Source organism: Brachybacterium phenoliresistens (assembly GCF_000576425.1).
Lineage (GTDB): Bacteria > Actinomycetota > Actinomycetes > Actinomycetales > Dermabacteraceae > Brachybacterium > Brachybacterium phenoliresistens.
Map to the genome: position 1 here is coordinate 466,331 of NZ_KK069988.1, position 16,562 is coordinate 482,892.

Consider the following 16,562-nt stretch of genomic DNA (forward strand, 5'->3'; position numbering starts at 1 on the left):
GCCACGGCGGGATCCGGCCCGATCCCCAGCCCCGGCAGCGTCTGCTGGACGGGCGTGTCCTCGGGGGCGGGGCCCGGCGGGTCCGGTCTCCTGGCCGACAAGTCTATGCCCACTCGCTGGCCCGGGGATGGGCGGCGGCATGCGCCTCGCGCAGCGAGTCGACCGTGACCTTGGTGTACAGCTGGGTGGTGGTGACGCTCGCGTGCCCCAGCAGCTCCTGGACGGAGCGCACATCGGCCCCGCCGTGCAGCAGATGGGTGGCGTAGGAGTGGCGCAGCGTGTGCGGGCTCACGCGATCCGCGAGCCGCGCCTCCTCGGCGGCGGCCCGGATGATCTGCCACGCCGCCTGGCGGGTGAGGCGCCCGCCGCGGCTGCCGAGGAACAGCGCCGGGGTGCCGCGGCCGCGCGCCGCCAGGGCCGGACGGCCTCGGGTGAGATAGGCGTCCACCGCCTCCACGGCGCAGCGCCCCACGGGGACGGCGCGGTGCTTGTCGCCCTTGCCGCGCAGGACGACGGCACGCCCCTCGCGATCGAGGTCGTCGAGGTCGATCCCCACCGCCTCGGAGATGCGCGCCCCGAGCCCGTAGAGGACCTCCACCAGCGCCCGGTCGCGCAGGGCGCGCTCGGCGGACAGCACTCCCCCGCGCTCCCGGCCCGCCGCCTCGATCAGGGCGAGCACCTCGTCGATGTCCAGGGGATGCGGGAGCCTGCGCGGCCGCCCGGGGGCCGCGACCAGACGCGTCGGGTCCCCGGCGGAGAGGTCCTTCTCCTCGGCGAGGAAGGAGTGCAGGCCCCGCACCGCGGCGAGGGCCCGGGCGGCGCTCGAGGCGGCGAGCGGGGCCCGGCCGTCCGCGCCGGCGCGGATCGTGCGGAGGTAGGCGCTCACGCCCTCCGGATCGACCTCCTCGAGCACGAGACCCGCCGCCTCGAGATGCGCGAGGTAGCGGGTCAGGTCGCGGCGGTAGGCCGCCACGGAGTTCGCGGACAGCCCGCGCTCGATGCGCAGGTGCGCGAGGTACTGCTCGAGGGTCCGCCCGTGGGCGCGGGACAGGTCCGCGGCGGCGTCCACGTGTCCCCTCCGGCCTCAGAGGCGGACGAACGGGTCGACGGCCAGGGCGACGAACAGGAGGGTGAGGTAGGTGATCGAGCCGTGGAAGACGACCATCGGCCCGAGCTGCTTGCCGGTGAGCCCGCGGTGCGTGCGCACCGCGTAGCGGATCACGAGGAACCCGAACCAGCCGCCGGTGACGACGGCGGCGACGCCGTAGACCCAGCCGGTGTGGCCCAGCGGGATGATCGCGAGCGAGCAGGCGATCATCAGCGCGGTGTGCAGGATCATCTGGTGGGCGACGCTGCGGCGGGAGGCGACCACCGGGAGCATCGGCACGCCGGCGGTCTCGTAGTCCTTGGTGAACTTCTCCGCGAGCGGCCAGTAGTGCGGCGGGGTCCAGAAGAAGATGATCCCGAACAGCAGCACGGCGGTCCAGGACACGCCGCCGGTCACCGCGGACCAGCCGATCAGCACGGGCATGCAGCCGGCCACCCCGCCCCAGACGATGTTCTGGGACGTGCGGCGCTTGAGGATCATCGTGTAGAAGACGACGTAGAGCAGGATCGCCGCGACGGCGAGCACCGCCGAGACCACGTTGACCAGCACCCCGAGCCACACGGCGGAGAGCACCGACAGCGCCGAGCCGAAGATCACCGCGGCGCGCGGGGACACCTCGCCGGTGACGATCGGCCGGTTGCGGGTGCGCTTCATCCGGGCGTCGATGTCGCGGTCCAGGTACATGTTCAGCGCGTTGGCGCCGCCGGCGGCGAGATAGCCGCCGATCATCGTCGCGGCGATCAGGCCGAGGGACGGGAAGCCGCCCGCCGCCAGGAACATGGTGGGGATGGTCGTGATCAGCAGCAGCTCGATGATGCGCGGCTTGGTCAGGGCCACATAGGCCCGCAGCACGGATCCGGCGGAGCGCTTCTCGGCGACCGGCGCCGGGGCCTGGTCCGAGGCCTGGCGTCGGGTGTCCTGGGTGGCGTCCACCGCTCACCGTCCTTCCACGAGGGGCCCCCCGGCGCGGGACGGGCGCCGGACGGACGTACGGACGCCAGAGTACCGGAGGAGGGTCCCGATCCCGACGCGCCCCGCCCTCGCGCCCGCGTGACATGGGACGCGGCGCGTGAGACCGCTCACCAGGTGCGGTGATCCATCCGTGACCCGGCGTTCCATCTGATGACGCACGCTCGGCGGGGCCTCGCCCCCGCTACTAGAGTGTCAGTGTCGGCGCGCATGTCCGCGCGCCTGGGAACGCCTGCCGGACGCCTCAGTGGGTGCCGGCCGGTCCATCGATATGAGGGAGTACACGTGACCGACACCTTCAAGGCCCCCGAGGGCTGGAACGAGACCGACAAGCGCGCCGTGGACACCGTGCGCGTCCTCGCGGCGGACGCCGTGCAGAAGGTCGGCAACGGTCATCCCGGAACCGCCGTGAGCCTCGCGCCCGCCGCCTACCTGCTCTACCAGGACATCATGCGGCACGATCCGAAGGATCCGGCCTGGCTGGGCCGTGACCGCTTCATCCTCTCGGCGGGCCACTCCAGCCTGACCCAGTACATCCAGCTCTACCTGGGTGGCTTCGGCCTCGAGCTCGAGGACATCGAGGCGCTGCGCACCTGGGGCTCCAAGACCCCGGGCCACCCCGAGAACTTCCACACCACGGGCGTGGAGATCACCACCGGCCCCCTCGGCCAGGGCATCTCCTCCGCCGTCGGCTTCGCCATGGCCCAGCGCCGCGAGCGCGGCCTGCTCGACCCCGAGGCCGCCCCGGGCACCAGCCCCTTCGACCACTTCACCTACGTGATCGCCTCCGACGGCGACCTGCAGGAGGGCGTGAGCAGCGAGGCCAGCTCCCTGGCCGGCACCCAGCAGCTCGGCGGCCTCATCGTCATCTGGGACGACAACGAGATCTCCATCGAGGGCGACACCTCGATCGCCTTCAGCGAGGACACCGCCGCGCGCTACGAGGCGTACGGCTGGGACGTGCGCACCGTGGACTGGACCAACGGGGGCACCGAGTACGTCGAGGACGTCGCCGCGCTCAAGCAGGCCATCCTCGAGGGCCAGAAGGTCACCGACAAGCCGACCTTCATCCGCCTGCGCACCGTCATCGGCTGGCCCACCCCGGGCAAGTCGGGCAGCCACAGCGCCCACGGCAGCGCCCTGGGCGACGACGCCGTGGCCGGCCTCAAGGAGGTCCTGGGCTTCGACCCGGAGAAGACCTTCGAGGTCCCCGAGGACGTCATCGCGCACACCCGCGCCCTCGCCGACCGGGCCGCCGAGGCCAAGGCCGCCTGGGAGAAGGACTACCAGGCCTGGCGCGAGGCCCACACCGAGGCCGCCGCCCTCCTGGACCGCCTCCAGGCGCGCGAGCTGCCCGAGGGCTTCGCCGAGGCGATCCCGACCTTCGACGCCGACGCCAAGGGCGTGGCCACCCGCGCCGCCTCCGGCACCGTCCTGAACGCCCTCGCCCCGGTGCTGCCGGAGCTGTGGGGCGGCAGCGCCGACCTCGCCGGCTCGAACAACACGACGATGAAGGGCGAGCCCTCCTTCATCCCGGCCGAGCACTCCTCCGAGGAGTTCTCCGGCGACGTGTACGGCCGCACCCTGCACTTCGGCATCCGCGAGCACGGCATGGGCGCGATCCTGTCCGGCATCTCGCTGCACGGCCTGACCCGTCCCTACGGCGGCACCTTCTTCCAGTTCGCGGACTACATGCGCGGCGCCGTGCGCCTGGCCGCCCTGATGAACGTGCCGGCCACCTACGTCTGGACCCACGACTCCGTGGGCCTGGGCGAGGACGGCCCCACCCACCAGCCGGTCGAGCACCTCGCCGCGTATCGCGCGATCCCGAACCTCTCGATCGTGCGCCCGGCCGACGCCAACGAGACCGCCCAGGCCTGGAAGGCCCTGCTCGAGCGCGACCGCGGCCCCGTGGGCCTGATCCTCAGCCGCCAGGCGCTGCCGACGCTGGACCGCTCCGAGTACGCCGGTGCGGAGGGCGTGGCCCGCGGCGGCTACATCCTCAAGGACGCCTCGGCCGAGCCGAAGGTCATCCTGATCGCGACCGGCTCCGAGGTCCAGTACGCCGTCGAGGCCCAGAAGGAGCTCGAGGCCAAGGGCGTTCCCACGCGCCTCGTCTCCATGCCCTCGGTCGAGTGGTTCGACGAGCAGGACGAGGAGTACAAGGAGTCCGTGCTGCCCGCCGCGGTGACCGCCCGCGTCACCGTCGAGGCCGGGATCGCCATGCCCTGGTACCGCTTCCTCGGCGCCCACGGCCGCGCGGTGTCCCTCGAGCACTACGGCGCCTCGGCCGATGCCAAGACGCTGTTCCGCGAGTTCGGCTTCACCCCGGAGGCCGTCGTCGCGGCGGCCGAGGAGTCCCTCGCCGCCGCCGAGAAGGCCCTGGCACCCACCGGCGCCTGACCGTCCGCGGGGCGGGACCCCATGGTCCCGCCCCGCGCCGCTCCCCGCCGCACCACCGCTGTACCGCAGTTCGACGTAGGGCACCCCGTGCCCGGAAAGAACGCATCATGACTCAGAACCCCCGCACCCAGGCCCTCTCCGACGCCGGGGTCTCCATCTGGCTGGACGACCTCTCCCGCGAGCGCATCTCCTCGGGCAACCTCCAGGAGCTCATCGACACCGTCAACGTGGTCGGCGTGACCACGAACCCCTCGATCTTCCAGGCCGCGATCTCCGGCCGCTCCGACTACGACGCCGACATCGCCCGCCTCGCGGGCGAGGGCGCCGACGTCGAGGGCGTCGTCGAGGTCCTCACCACGGACGACGTGCGCACCGCCGCCGATCTCTTCTCCGACGTCTACGCCTCCAGCAAGGGCTTCGACGGCCGGGTCTCCATCGAGGTCGACCCCCGCCTCGCGCACGAGACGGAGAAGACCGTCGAGCAGGCCAAGCGCCTGCACGAGATCGTCGGCCGCGAGAACGTCATGATCAAGATCCCGGCGACCCTCGAGGGCCTCCCGGCGATCACCGCGGTGATCGCCGAGGGCATCAGCGTCAACGTCACCCTGATCTTCTCCGTGGCCCGCTACCAGCAGGTCATCGAGGCGTACCTCGCCGGGCTCGAGCTCGCCGCGCAGGCCGGGAAGGACCTGTCCACCATCCACTCGGTGGCCTCGTTCTTCGTCTCCCGCGTGGACTCCGAGATCGACAAGCGCCTGGACGCGATCGGCGGCGACGCCGCGGCGCTCAAGGGCAAGGCCGGCGTCGCCAACGCGGTCGCCGCCTTCGGCGAGTACCTGGCCGCCTTCGGGGGCGAGCGCTTCGCCGCCCTGAAGGGGCAGGGCGCCAACCCGCAGCGCGCCCTGTGGGCCTCCACCGGCGTGAAGAACCCGGAGTACTCCGACACGCTCTACGTCGACAACCTCGTCGCGGATCCGAGCGTGAACACCATGCCGGAGAAGACCCTGCAGGCCGTCGCGGACCACTCCGCCCCGGCCGCGGCCCTGACCGCCGAGTCGGCGGAGCAGGCCGAGCAGGTCCTCGCCGAGATCGCCGCCGCCGGCGTCGACCTCGCCGACGTGTTCGCCGTGCTCGAGACCGAGGGCGTGTCCAAGTTCGAGGTCGCCTGGAACGAGCTCCTCGAGACCGTGCAGACCTCCGTCGACGCCGCCCGGGCCTGAGCCGGACCACAGAACGACGCAGCGCGGGGCCGGTCATCGGGCCGGCCCCGCGTCCTGCCGAAAGGAACACCGTGAACGACACCGAGACGCAGGGCAACCCCTTGCGGGACCCGCGTGATCGCCGTCTGCCTCTCATCGCGGGCCCCTGCTCGATGGTGATGTTCGGCGTGACCGGCGACCTGGCCCGCAAGAAGCTCCTGCCGGCCATCTACGACCTCACCAACCGCGGCCTGCTGCCGCCCAGCTTCGGACTGGTCGGCTTCGGCCGCCGCGACTGGAGCGACGAGGACTTCGCGCAGTACGTGCACGACAGCGTCGAGGCGCATGCCCGCACGCCCTTCAGCGAGGCCGTCTTCGAGCAGCTGCGCGGCGGGCTCCGCTTCGTGACGGGCGAGTTCGACGACGCCGCCGCCTTCGAGGAGCTGACCCGCGTGGTCGGCGAGCTGGACCGCACCCGCGGCACCGGCGGCAACCACGCCTTCTACCTCTCCATCCCGCCGGGCGCGTTCCCGCAGGTGTGCGAGCAGCTGGCCAACTCCGGCCTGAACACCAGCCGGGACGGATCCTGGCGCCGCGTGGTCATCGAGAAGCCCTTCGGCCACGACCTCGAGTCGGCCCGCGAGCTGAACGACGTCGTCGAGAAGGTCTTCCGTCCCGAGGACGTCTTCCGCATCGACCACTACCTGGGCAAGGAGACCGTCCAGAACATCCTGGCGCTGCGCTTCGCCAACCAGATGTTCGAGCCGATCTGGAACGCGAACTACGTCGACCATGTGCAGATCACCATGGCCGAGGACATCGGCATCGGCTCCCGCGCCGGGTTCTACGACGGGATCGGCACCGCCCGGGACGTCGTCCAGAACCACCTGCTGCAGCTGCTGGCGCTGACCGCCATGGAGGAGCCCGTCTCCTTCGAGGCCAGCGACCTGCGCGCCGAGAAGGAGAAGGTCCTCGCGGCCGTCACCCTCCCCGAGGAGCTCGGGGCCCACACCGCCCGCGGACAGTACGTCGGCGGGCTGCAGGGCGGCGAGCACGTGCGCGGCTACCTCGAGGAGGACGGGATCCCGGCCGACTCGCAGACCGAGACCTTCGCCGCGATCCGCCTGGACATCGCCACCCGCCGCTGGGCGGGCGTGCCGTTCTACCTGCGTGCCGGGAAGCGCCTGGGACGCCGCGTCACCGAGATCGCCGTGATCCTCAAGCGCGCGCCGTTCCTGCCCTTCCGGTCGACCGATGCGGCGGATCTGGGCCAGAACGCGATCGTCATCCGCGTCCAGCCGGACGAGGGCGTCACCATGCGCTTCGGCTCCAAGGTCCCGGGCACCCAGATGGAGGTGCGGGACGTGACGATGGACTTCGCCTACGGCTCGTCCTTCACCGAGGAGTCCCCGGAGGCCTACGAGCGCCTGATCCTCGACATGCTGCTGGGCGACCCGCCGCTGTTCCCGCGCCAGCGGGAGGTCGAGCTGTCCTGGAAGATCCTGGACCCGATCACCGCGTTCTGGGCCGAGCAGCTGCCCCCCACCCCGTACCGCTCCGGGACCTGGGGCCCGGACACCGCACACGAGATGCTCGCCCGCGACGGGCGCGCCTGGAGGCGACCGTGATCACCACCCTGACCGATACCACCGCGTCGGCGATCGACAAGAAGATGACGCAGATGCGGGAGACGTTCGGGGCCAACACCATCGGCCGCGTGCTGACCCTGCTGATCGTCGCCACCGGCGAGGACATCGACGCGCCCCTGGAGGCCGCCGTGCGCGCCAGCCACGAGCACCCCAGCCGGGTCATCGTGGTCGACGCCGATCGCGACGCCGAGGTCTCAGGCCTCGACGCGGAGATCCGTGTGGGGCGCGACGCCGGCGCCGGGGAGATCATCATCCTGCGCGCCCGCGGCGAGGTGATGGCGAACCTCGACACGCTGATCATGCCGCTGCTGCTGCCGGATGCGCCGATCGTCACCTGGTGGCCCGAGAACGCTCCCTCCTCCCCCGTCCACGACGTGCTCGGCTCCATGTCCCAGCGCCGCATCACCGACGCGCTCGCCTGCGGCGAGCCGACGGCGACGCTCAAGCGGCTGCGCCGCGGGTACTCCAGCGGGGACTCGGACCTGGCCTGGGCCCGGCTGACCAACTGGCGCGGCCTGGTGGCCACCGCCTACGAGGTGCCGCCGGCCACCACGCCGGACCGCGTGGTCGTCACCGGCCGGGCGGAGGACCCGTCCGTGGTGCTGCTGGCCTCCTGGCTCGAGCTGTCCCTGGGCACGGAGGTCCGGGTCGAGGCCCCGAGCACGGACGCCCCCGGCGTGCAGGGCATCGTCCTGCACCGCGCCGAGGGCACCGTGAGCCTGCGCCGCGAGAACGACGACTCGATCGTCCTGACCCTCCCGGGCGACCAGGCGGGCCAGCACGTGGCGATGCCGGAGCGCTCGCTGTACGAGCTCCTCGCCGAGGAGCTGCGGCGCCTGGACCCCGACGAGGTCTACGGCGACGTCCTCTCCCACGCGTACTCGGTGGTGCGCAACCTGTCCACGTATGCCAAGGACAAGCCCGCCCCGACCGATGCGATCTCAGCCGACGCCGATGCCGTCGCGGCCGATGCGGCGGCGCACGTCGCCGCCCGGCTGCGCGAGGCGATCGACGCCCGGGGCGTGGCGCACCTGGTCCTCACCGGCGGCACCGTCGGCGTGAAGACCGCGCTGGCCCTGCCCGACGCCCTCGCGGCGGCGGGCGTGGACACCGGCGCCCTGCACCTGTGGTGGGGCGACGAGCGCTTCGTCGAGGCGGGCCACCCGGACCGCAACGACGCCGCCGTGCAGCCCGCCATCGAGGCCCTGGGCCTGCCCGCCCACCGCGTGCACCGCATGCCCGCCACCTCGGACGGGATGTCTCTGGACGAGTCCGCTGCCTGGTACGGCCAGCAGCTGGACCTCGCCGGCGGCGACGCCCCGTTCCGCACCCGCGGGCAGGCGTTCTTCGACGTGATCCTGCTGGGCATGGGCCCCGACGGGCACATCGCCTCCCTGTTCCCGGAGCACCCGGCGCAGCAGGACGTGAGCGCGAACGTGATCCCCGTGCGCGAGTCCCCGAAGCCCCCGGCCGAGCGGATCTCGCTGACCTGGCCGGTCGTGAACTCCGCCCGCCACGTGGCCCTGCTGGTCGCCGGCGCGGAGAAGGCCGCCGCCGTCGCCCGCGGCCACGGCGAGATCGACCCGACCGGCACACCGGCCTCGGCCGTGCGCGGGCTGGAGTCGACCACCTGGTTCCTCGACGAGGCCGCCGCCGCGGAGCTCCCGCCGACGACCTGATCGGCCCGCACCGCCTCCCGCGGTGCGCGTCGCCCCTGGCAGGGCCCGTCCCCGCGCTCGAGCGCGGGGACGGGCCCTGCGGCCGTTCCTGCCGCCGGAGGCCCGTGCCGGGGCGCCCTGTGCCACACTGTCTGCCCCGGGGAGCATCGAGAGGGGGCAGCCATGGGGCCACCGGTCCGTGCCCGTGCGTCGGTCCTGCTGACGGTCGGGGCCTCCGCCCTCGCCGTGCTGTGCCTCGTGGTCGCGATCGTGCTCTCATCCTCGGGGGCGCCGCAGAACGGGGCCGGCCCGTCGAGCAGCCCCTCCCCGCCGCCTCCCCCGTCCGCGCCGCCTCCCTCGTCCGGACCGCCGCCCTCCTCCCCCGCCGCCCCGCCGGACCGCGGCGTGAACCGCACCGACGAGGAGGGCCAGCGGGTCTGGGACGGGGCCCCCGATCCGGCGATGGAGGCCGCCGCGACCCTGCCGGTGCAGGAGCTGCTGTGGACCCGCACGGACGTCTTCGCCGGCGCCGCGCTCACCTCGGACGGCACGATGCTCGAGATCTTCGTGACGGACGACGGCGCGGAGGTCGTCGACCAGGCGCGCGATCTCCTCGGCGCCGAGTTCGACGCCTACGTCCGCGTGGCGCCCGTCGAGCACTCCTGGGACGAGCTCACGGCCGCGCAGGACGCCGTGTTCGCCGGGGACGGCGCCGAGGGCCTCGGCATCATCAGCGCCGGGATCGACATCGTGGGGAACCACCTCGACGTCGGCATCGACGTGGAGATGGACGGCGAACGGATCGCCGCGGCGCATCCCGAGGGGATCACGGCGAGCACGCCCAGGACGACCCCGCTCGAGCGCCACCTGGTGCCGATCGCCGCCGAGCACGACGTGCTCATCGACCTCCGTGCGGAGGAGATGGCCGTCGCCGCGTGAGCGCGTCTCCCCCGGCCCAGGAACGACGGAACGGGCCGCCCCGGAGGGGACGGCCCGTTCGGTGCGCGCCGCAGCGCGCTCGGATCACAGGATGCGTTCGATGATGCCCAGGCCCACGGCACCGGCGGCCCACAGCACGGCCAGGGTCACGGTGAGGCGGTTCAGGTTCCGCTCCGCGACGCCGGAGGCGCTCGCGGTCGAGGAGACGCCGCCGCCGAACATGTCCGACAGGCCGCCGCCCCGGCCCTTGTGCAGCAGGATGAGCATGATCACCAGGATCCCGGTGACCGCGATGAACACCTGCAGGATGATCCGCAGCAGGGACAGGTCCACGAAGACCCCTTCCGGTCGAAGCACGTACGCGTCCAGGATACGGCACGGGCCGCGCCCCCTGGGGGACGCGGCCCGTGGGCCGGCGCACAGGGATCAGGCGCTCTGGTACCCGGCGATCTTCGCGAACTCGTCGGCCTTGAGCGAGGCGCCGCCCACGAGAGCCCCGTCGACGTCCTCCTTGCCCATGATCTCGGCGACGTTGGAGGACTTCACGCTGCCGCCGTACAGCACGCGGACGGCGTCGGCGACCTCCGGGGAGAACAGGCCGCGCAGCGCCTCGCGGATCGCCGCGCAGACCTCCTGGGCGTCCTCCGGGGTGGCGACCTCGCCGGTGCCGATGGCCCACACCGGCTCGTAGGCGATGACGATCTTCGCGGCGTCCTCGGCGGAGAGGCCCTCGACGCCGCCCTCGAGCTGGGCGAGGGTGTACTCGACGTGCTTGCCGGCCTTGCGCTCCTCGAGCGGCTCCCCGACGCAGAGGATCGGCACCAGGCCGGCGGCGAAGGCGGCCTTGACCTTGGCGTTGGTGATCTGCTCGGTCTCGGCGTGGTACTGGCGCCGCTCCGAGTGGCCCACCAGGGCGTAGGTCGCGCCGAGGGCGGCGAGCATCTGCCCGGAGGTCTCGCCGGTGTAGGCGCCGGACTCGTGCTCGGAGATGTCCTGGCCGCCGTAGGCGATCGGGAGCTTCCCGGCCTCGACGGCGGTCTGCACGGTGCGGATGTCCACGAACGGCGGGATCACCGCGACCTCGACGGCGTCGGTGTCGACGTCCTTCAGGGCGTCGCCCAGGTCCTCGACCAGGGCCAGGCCCTGCTTCCAGTCCAGGTTCATCTTCCAGTTGCCCGCCATCAGCGGGGTGCGGCTGCTCACTTGTCGTCCTCCTCGAGAATGGTGATGCCCGGCAGGGCCTTGCCCTCGATCAGCTCGAGGCTCGCACCGCCGCCGGTGGAGATGTGCGAGAACTTCGACTCCTCGAAGCCCAGGGTGCGGACGGCGGCGGCCGAGTCGCCGCCTCCGACCACGGTGTATCCGGGCGCCTCGGCGAGGGCCTCGGCGACGGCGCGGGTGCCGCCGGCGAAGGCCTCGAATTCGAACACGCCCATCGGCCCGTTCCAGAAGACGGTCGCCGCATCGGCGATCTTCTCGGCGAAGAGCTTCGCGGACTCCGGTCCGATGTCCAGGCCCATCTGGTCCACCGGCATGGCGTCGGCCGCGACGGTGGTCGCCGGGGAGTCGGCCGCGAAGGCGGGCGCCACCACGGCGTCCACCGGCAGCACGAGCTCGACGCCCGCGGACTCGGCCTGCGCGATGTAGCCGCGCACCGTCTCGAGCTGATCGCCGTCCAGGAGCGAGGTGCCGATCTCCCAGCCCTTGGCCTTGAGGAAGGTGAAGGCCATGCCGCCGCCGATGAGGATGCGGTCGGCCTTGGTCAGCAGGGTGTCGATGACGCCGAGCTTGTCGGAGACCTTCGAGCCGCCCAGGATCACCACGAAGGGGCGCTCCGGGGTGTCGGTGACCTTGCGCAGGGCCTCGACCTCGCGGCCGACCAGCTCGCCGGCCGCCGCGGGCAGGAGCTGCGCGAGCTCGTACACGGAGGCCTGCTTGCGGTGGACGACGCCGAAGCCGTCGGAGACGAAGGCGTCGCCCAGCTCGGCGAGCTCGCGCGCGAAGGCGGTGCGCTCAGACTCGTCCTTGGCGGTCTCGCCGGCGTTGAAGCGGAGGTTCTCCAGCACGGCGACGCGGCCGTCCTCCAGCGCGGAGACGACCTCGCGGGCGCTCTCGCCCACGGTGTCGTTCGCGAAGGCGACCTCCTGGCCCAGCAGCTCGCCGAGGCGGGCCACGACGGGGCGCAGGGAGTAGCGGTCCTCGGGGGCGCCCTTGGGGCGGCCGAGGTGGGAGACGACGACCACGCGGGCGCCGGCGTCGACCAGGCGGGTCAGGGTGGGCAGGGCGGCGCGGATGCGGCCGTCGTCGGTGATGGTCTCGCCGTCGAGGGGGACGTTGAGGTCCGCGCGCACGATCACGCGCTTCCCGCGCAGATCGCCGAGCGATTCGAGGGTCTTCAGCACAGAGCTTCCTTCCGGTCGGAGGGGGACGAGCGGAGCCCGCCGGTCGCCGACCCTGCAGGGTGGCGTCCGGCGGGCTCCGTGGCTGTCCGTGTCGTCAGCGCGACGACGGGCGGATCAGAGGGACTTGCCGACGAGCTGCGAGAGCTCGACGAGGCGGTTGGAGAAGCCCCACTCGTTGTCGTACCAGGCGAAGACCTTGACGAGGTTGCCGTTGACCTTGGTCAGCTGCGCGTCGAAGATCGAGGAGTGCGGGTCGCCCTCGATGTCCTTGGAGACGATCGGGTCCTCGGTGTAGCGCAGGATGCCCTTGAGCGGGCCCTCGGCGGCCTCCTTGACGGCGGCGTTGATCTCCTCGGCGGTGACCTCGCGGGTCGCCTCGAAGGTCAGGTCGGTGATCGAGCCGGTGGGGACCGGCACGCGCAGCGAGTAGCCGTCCAGCTTGCCCTTGAGCTCGGGCAGCACCAGGGCGACGGCCTTGGCGGCGCCGGTGGTGGTGGGGACGATGTTCAGGGCGGCGGCGCGGGCACGGCGCGGGTCCTTGTGGGGGCCGTCCTGCAGCACCTGGTCCGAGGTGTAGGCGTGGATCGTGGTCATCAGGCCCTTGACGATCCCGAACTTCTCGTTCAGCACCTTGGCCAGCGGCGCGAGGCTGTTGGTGGTGCAGGAGGCGTTGGAGACGATGTGGTGCGTCGCCGGGTCGTAGTCGCCCTCGTTGACGCCGATCACGAAGGTCGCGTCCTCGTTGGTGGCGGGAGCGGAGATGATGACCTTCTTGGCCCCCGCGTCGAGGTGGGCCTTGGCCTTCTCGGCGTTGGTGAAGATGCCGGTGGACTCGATGACGACGTCCGCGCCGATCTCGCCCCAGGGGAGGTTGGCCGGGTCGCGCTCGGCGAAGGCCTTGAAGGTGTTCTCCCCGACGGTGATGGACTCGTCGTCGAACGAGACGTCGTAGGGCAGGACGCCGCCGATGGAGTCGTACTTGATGAGGTTGGCGAGCGTCGCGTTGTCGGTCAGGTCGTTCACGCCGACGATCTCGATGTCTGCCTTCTGCTCGAGCGCGGCGCGCAGGAAGTTGCGCCCGATGCGACCGAATCCGTTAATACCGACCTTGAGGGCCACGGTTCCTCCTTGGATCGCGGCACCTCGGAGATGCCGCGGCGATGGGTGTCGCGCACACCGTCGTACGCTCGGACGACCGGGCGATGTGTGCCCGGCCACCCGATAGCGTACCAATGCTTCAGGGACCCGCCGCCCAGCGTGCGCACACCGTGAGACGGGACGTCCCGCGCCCGGCATCGATGCAGGTCAGGAGGCGTCCTCGTCGCGGACTCCCGCGTCCGTGCCCGGGATCCCGAGCTCTTCGGCGCGCTTGTCCGCGAGCGCCAGCAGGCGCCGGATGCGCCCGGCGACGGCATCCTTGGTCATCGGCGGATCGGAGTGGCGGCCCAGCTCCTCCAGGCTCGCCTGGCGGTGCTCGAGGCGCAGCCGGCCGGCCTGCAGGAGGTGGTCGGGGACCTCGTCCCCGAGGATCTCCAGGGCCCGCTCCACGCGCTGGCCCGCGGCCACGGCGGCGCGCGCGCTGCGGCGGAGGTTGGCGTCGTCGAAGTTCGCCAGGCGGTGCGCGGTCGCCCGCACCTCCCGCCGGGTGCGGCGGTCCTCCCAGGTGAGGACGGTCTGGTGCGCGCCCATCAGCGTCAGCAGCGCGGAGATCTGGTCGCCGTCGCGCAGCACCACCCGGTCGATGCCGCGCATCTCGCGCGCCTTGGAGGTCACGCCGAGGCGGCGCGCGGCCCCGACCATCGCCAGCGCCACCTCCGGTCCCGGGCAGCTGAGCTCGAGGGCCGAGCTGCGGCCGGGCTCGGTCAGCGAGCCCCGGGCGAGGAACGCGCCGCGCCAGGCGGCCTGGGCGTCGGGCAGGGCGCCGCCGACCACGGCCGGCGGCATGCCGCGCACCGGGCGGCCGCGGGCATCGAGCAGGCCCGTCTGCCGGGCCAGGACCGCGCCGTCGCCGTGGACCCGCAGCACGTAGCGGGTGGAGCGGCGGATCCCGGAGGCGGCGAGCACCGCGATCTCGCTGGAGTGCCCGTACATGTCCGCGATCGCGGCGCGCAGGCGCCGGGCGCTGGCGGCATGGTCGAGCTCGGCCTCGACCGCGATCTTCCCGGCGACCAGGTGCAGTCCTCCGGCGAAGCGGAGCATCGCGGCGGCCTCGGCCTTGCGTGCCGAGGGCCGGGTCACCTCGAGGCGGGCGAGCTCCTCCTTGACGTCACCGGTGAGCGCCATCGCGGGGATCCTCCATCTGCAGGGGCGGGGTGGGGGCCTGGTCGTCCACGTCGCCGTAGGCGCCGTCGAACAGGTCACGGTACGCCGCGGCCAGGCGGATCGGGTCATGCACGGCGACCCCGGTGCGCACGCTCACCTGCCGCAGCAGGGTGCGGATGCCATGGCGGTCGGCCAGATCGGCGAGCTCCGAGGCGTCCTCGAGGGCGGTCGGATCGGCCACCAGCGCATCGAAGCGGATGCCGGGCTCGCGCTCGAAGAGCTCCTCGAGCAGGTCCCGGCTGGAGCGGCCCTCGGTCTCCTGCGTCCCGGCGCTGAGGTTCATCGTCACGCAGCGCCGGGCGCTGGTGGTGCGGATCGCCTCGGCGATCTCGGGGATCATCAGGTGCGGCAGCACGGAGGTGTACCAGGAGCCGGGGCCGATGATCACCCAGTCGGCCCGATGGATCGCCTCGATGACCTGCTCGGGGACCCGCGGGGTGGCCGGCAGCAGGCGCACCTCCTGGACGCGGCCGTCGGCCTTGGCGACCTGGGCCTGCCCGCGCACCAGGCGCATCGTCCCGGAGGCGTCGAGCACATCGGCCTCGATGTCCAGCGGCTCCAGGGCCATCGGCAGCACGCGCCCGCGGGCGCCCAGCAGCTCGCCCATCTGGTCGAGCGCGGCGATGGGGTCCTCGAGGATCTGCCACAGGGCGACGATCAGGAGGTTCCCAAGGGCGTGCCCGTCCAGCTCGCCCGTGGTCGAGAAGCGGTGCTGGATCACGTCGCGCCAGATCGAGCCCCAGTCGGAGTCCTCGCACAGCGCGGCGAGGGCCATCCGCAGGTCCCCCGGCGGCAGCACCGGCAGCTCCGTCCGGATCCGGCCGGAGGAGCCGCCGTTGTCGGCGACGGTCACCACGGCGGTGATGTCCTCGACCAGCAGGCGCAGGCTGCGCAGGTTCGCCGCGAGGCCGTGCCCGCCGCCGAGCGCCACCACCCGCATGCCGGTGGAGGGGTTGCCGATCCGCGCGCGCCCGCGTCGCCGGGGCGTCCCCGGCCGCGCCGCGGGGCTCATTCGCGCCCCAGGTCGCGGTGACGGACCCGGACGGCATGACCGCTCTGGCGCAGGCCGTCGGCGATGTGCTCGGCCATCGCCACGGAGCGGTGCTTGCCGCCGGTGCAGCCGATCGCCAGGGTCGTGAAGTGCTTGTTCTCGCCGGTGTACCCGCGCAGGACCGGCGCGATCATGTCGAGATAGCGCTCGGCGAACTCGCGGGCGTTGGCGTTCTCCAGCACGAACTCGGCGACCTCCGGGTCCGTGCCCCGCTTCGCGCGCAGCCCCTCGACCCAGTATGGGTTGGGGATGAAGCGCACGTCGCTGACATGGTCGGCCTCGATGGGGATGCCGTACTTGAACCCGAAGGAGACCACGTTGACCGTCAGCGACTGCTCCTCGAAGGAGCCGAAGCTGGTGCGCATCTTCATCGTCAGCTGGTGGACGTTCATGCCGCTGGTGTCGATGACGACGTCGGCCAGGCGGCGGTAGGGGGCGAGCATCTCCCGCTCGCGGCGGATCCCCTCGAGCACGCCCTCGTCGCCCTGCAGCGGGTGGGGGCGGCGCACCGAGTCGAAGCGCCGCACCAGCACGTCCTCCTTGGCGGTGAGGAACACCAGGCGCGGGCGCAGCTCGGCGCGGCGGAGGGTCTGGACCACCTCGGACAGCTCGGAGAAGAAGGGGCCGGAGCGCGGATCCACGACCACGGCGAAGCGGGTGTCCCGCCCCTCGGCCTGGGCCTGCAGCTCGTACAGCGTCCCGATCAGCTGGGGGGCGATGTTGTAGACGACGTACCAGCCCAGGTCCTCGAGGGCATGGGCGGCGGTCTCGCGGCCCGAGCCCGCGAGCCCCGTGATGATGACGATCTCCCCCGGACCTCCGGCAGGCTGCGCCTGCTGACCGGATGAACTGGTCACGTGCT

14 protein-coding genes are annotated in these 16,562 nt (G+C 72.5%); 5 read left to right on the top strand and 9 right to left on the bottom strand.

The annotated features are described in order from the left end of the window. Positions 1-103: 103 nt before the first annotated feature. Both BF93_RS02165 and BF93_RS02170 read right to left on the bottom strand, forming a co-directional pair. On the bottom strand, positions 104-1,069 hold the full coding sequence (locus BF93_RS02165; RefSeq protein ID WP_051486414.1) for a tyrosine recombinase: 966 nt from the start codon (positions 1,067-1,069) through the stop codon (positions 104-106). A gap of 15 nt (positions 1,070-1,084) precedes the next feature. Further along, positions 1,085-2,041, bottom strand: coding sequence for a heme o synthase (locus BF93_RS02170; RefSeq protein ID WP_038370255.1), 957 nt, complete (start codon positions 2,039-2,041; stop codon positions 1,085-1,087). Between the two features lie 321 nt (positions 2,042-2,362). Between BF93_RS02170 and tkt the strand changes: the two genes are divergently transcribed. The 5 genes from tkt to BF93_RS02195 all read left to right on the top strand — a co-directional run bounded on the left by tkt (position 2,363) and on the right by BF93_RS02195 (position 9,925). Then, complete coding sequence (gene tkt / locus BF93_RS02175; RefSeq protein WP_038370256.1) at positions 2,363-4,480, top strand: transketolase; 2,118 nt, start codon at positions 2,363-2,365, stop codon at positions 4,478-4,480. Positions 4,481-4,587: 107 nt separating this feature from the next. Beyond that, complete coding sequence (gene tal, locus BF93_RS02180) at positions 4,588-5,700, top strand: transaldolase (protein WP_038370257.1); 1,113 nt, start codon at positions 4,588-4,590, stop codon at positions 5,698-5,700. A 71-nt stretch (positions 5,701-5,771) separates the two neighbouring features. Then, entirely contained in the window at positions 5,772-7,307 is a 1,536-nt protein-coding gene (gene zwf, locus BF93_RS02185) for a glucose-6-phosphate dehydrogenase (RefSeq protein ID WP_038370258.1), read from the top strand. Further along, positions 7,304-9,007, top strand: a complete 1,704-nt coding sequence (pgl, locus tag BF93_RS02190; RefSeq protein ID WP_038370260.1) for a 6-phosphogluconolactonase — start codon at positions 7,304-7,306, stop codon at positions 9,005-9,007. The genes zwf and pgl overlap by 4 nt, the downstream gene beginning before the upstream one ends. Positions 9,008-9,391: 384 nt before the next feature. Next, positions 9,392-9,925: a hypothetical protein gene (locus BF93_RS02195; RefSeq protein WP_156954011.1), complete on the top strand. Its 534-nt coding sequence runs from the start codon at positions 9,392-9,394 to the stop codon at positions 9,923-9,925. Positions 9,926-10,009: 84 nt separating this feature from the next. Here BF93_RS02195 and secG read toward each other — a convergent pair whose 3' ends face one another. The 7 genes from secG to rapZ form a co-directional block, all read right to left on the bottom strand. Next, complete coding sequence (secG, locus tag BF93_RS02200) at positions 10,010-10,252, bottom strand: preprotein translocase subunit SecG (RefSeq protein WP_038370546.1); 243 nt, start codon at positions 10,250-10,252, stop codon at positions 10,010-10,012. A 99-nt stretch (positions 10,253-10,351) separates the two neighbouring features. Further along, entirely contained in the window at positions 10,352-11,128 is a 777-nt protein-coding gene (tpiA, locus tag BF93_RS02205; protein WP_038370262.1) for a triose-phosphate isomerase, read from the bottom strand. After that, positions 11,125-12,324 carry a phosphoglycerate kinase gene (locus tag BF93_RS02210; RefSeq protein WP_038370547.1) on the bottom strand — a complete coding sequence of 400 codons (1,200 nt, stop codon included), beginning with the start codon at positions 12,322-12,324 and terminating at the stop codon, positions 11,125-11,127. The genes tpiA and BF93_RS02210 overlap by 4 nt, the downstream gene beginning before the upstream one ends. Before the next feature lie 117 nt (positions 12,325-12,441). Beyond that, positions 12,442-13,446 (bottom strand): type I glyceraldehyde-3-phosphate dehydrogenase, encoded by a 1,005-nt coding sequence (gene gap / locus BF93_RS02215; protein WP_038370263.1) that lies wholly within the window; start codon positions 13,444-13,446, stop codon positions 12,442-12,444. Between the two features lie 186 nt (positions 13,447-13,632). Next, on the bottom strand, positions 13,633-14,610 hold the full coding sequence (gene whiA, locus BF93_RS02220; protein ID WP_038370264.1) for a DNA-binding protein WhiA: 978 nt from the start codon (positions 14,608-14,610) through the stop codon (positions 13,633-13,635). Continuing rightward, a complete protein-coding gene (locus tag BF93_RS02225) occupies positions 14,594-15,661 on the bottom strand; it encodes a gluconeogenesis factor YvcK family protein (RefSeq protein ID WP_084148182.1) in 1,068 nt (355 codons plus the stop codon). Before BF93_RS02225 ends, whiA begins: the two co-directional genes overlap by 17 nt. After that, complete coding sequence (rapZ, locus tag BF93_RS02230) at positions 15,658-16,557, bottom strand: RNase adapter RapZ (RefSeq protein WP_051486416.1); 900 nt, start codon at positions 16,555-16,557, stop codon at positions 15,658-15,660. Before rapZ ends, BF93_RS02225 begins: the two co-directional genes overlap by 4 nt. Between the last annotated feature and the right edge of the window lie 5 nt (positions 16,558-16,562).

Coding starts and splice junctions, on each gene's coding strand:
- tal (WP_038370257.1), top strand. CDS start 4,588: ATGACTCAGAACCCCCGCACCCAGGCCCTCTCCGACGCCGGGGTCTCC.
- whiA (WP_038370264.1), bottom strand. CDS start 14,610: ATGGCGCTCACCGGTGACGTCAAGGAGGAGCTCGCCCGCCTCGAGGTG.
- BF93_RS02225 (WP_084148182.1), bottom strand. CDS start 15,661: ATGAGCCCCGCGGCGCGGCCGGGGACGCCCCGGCGACGCGGGCGCGCG.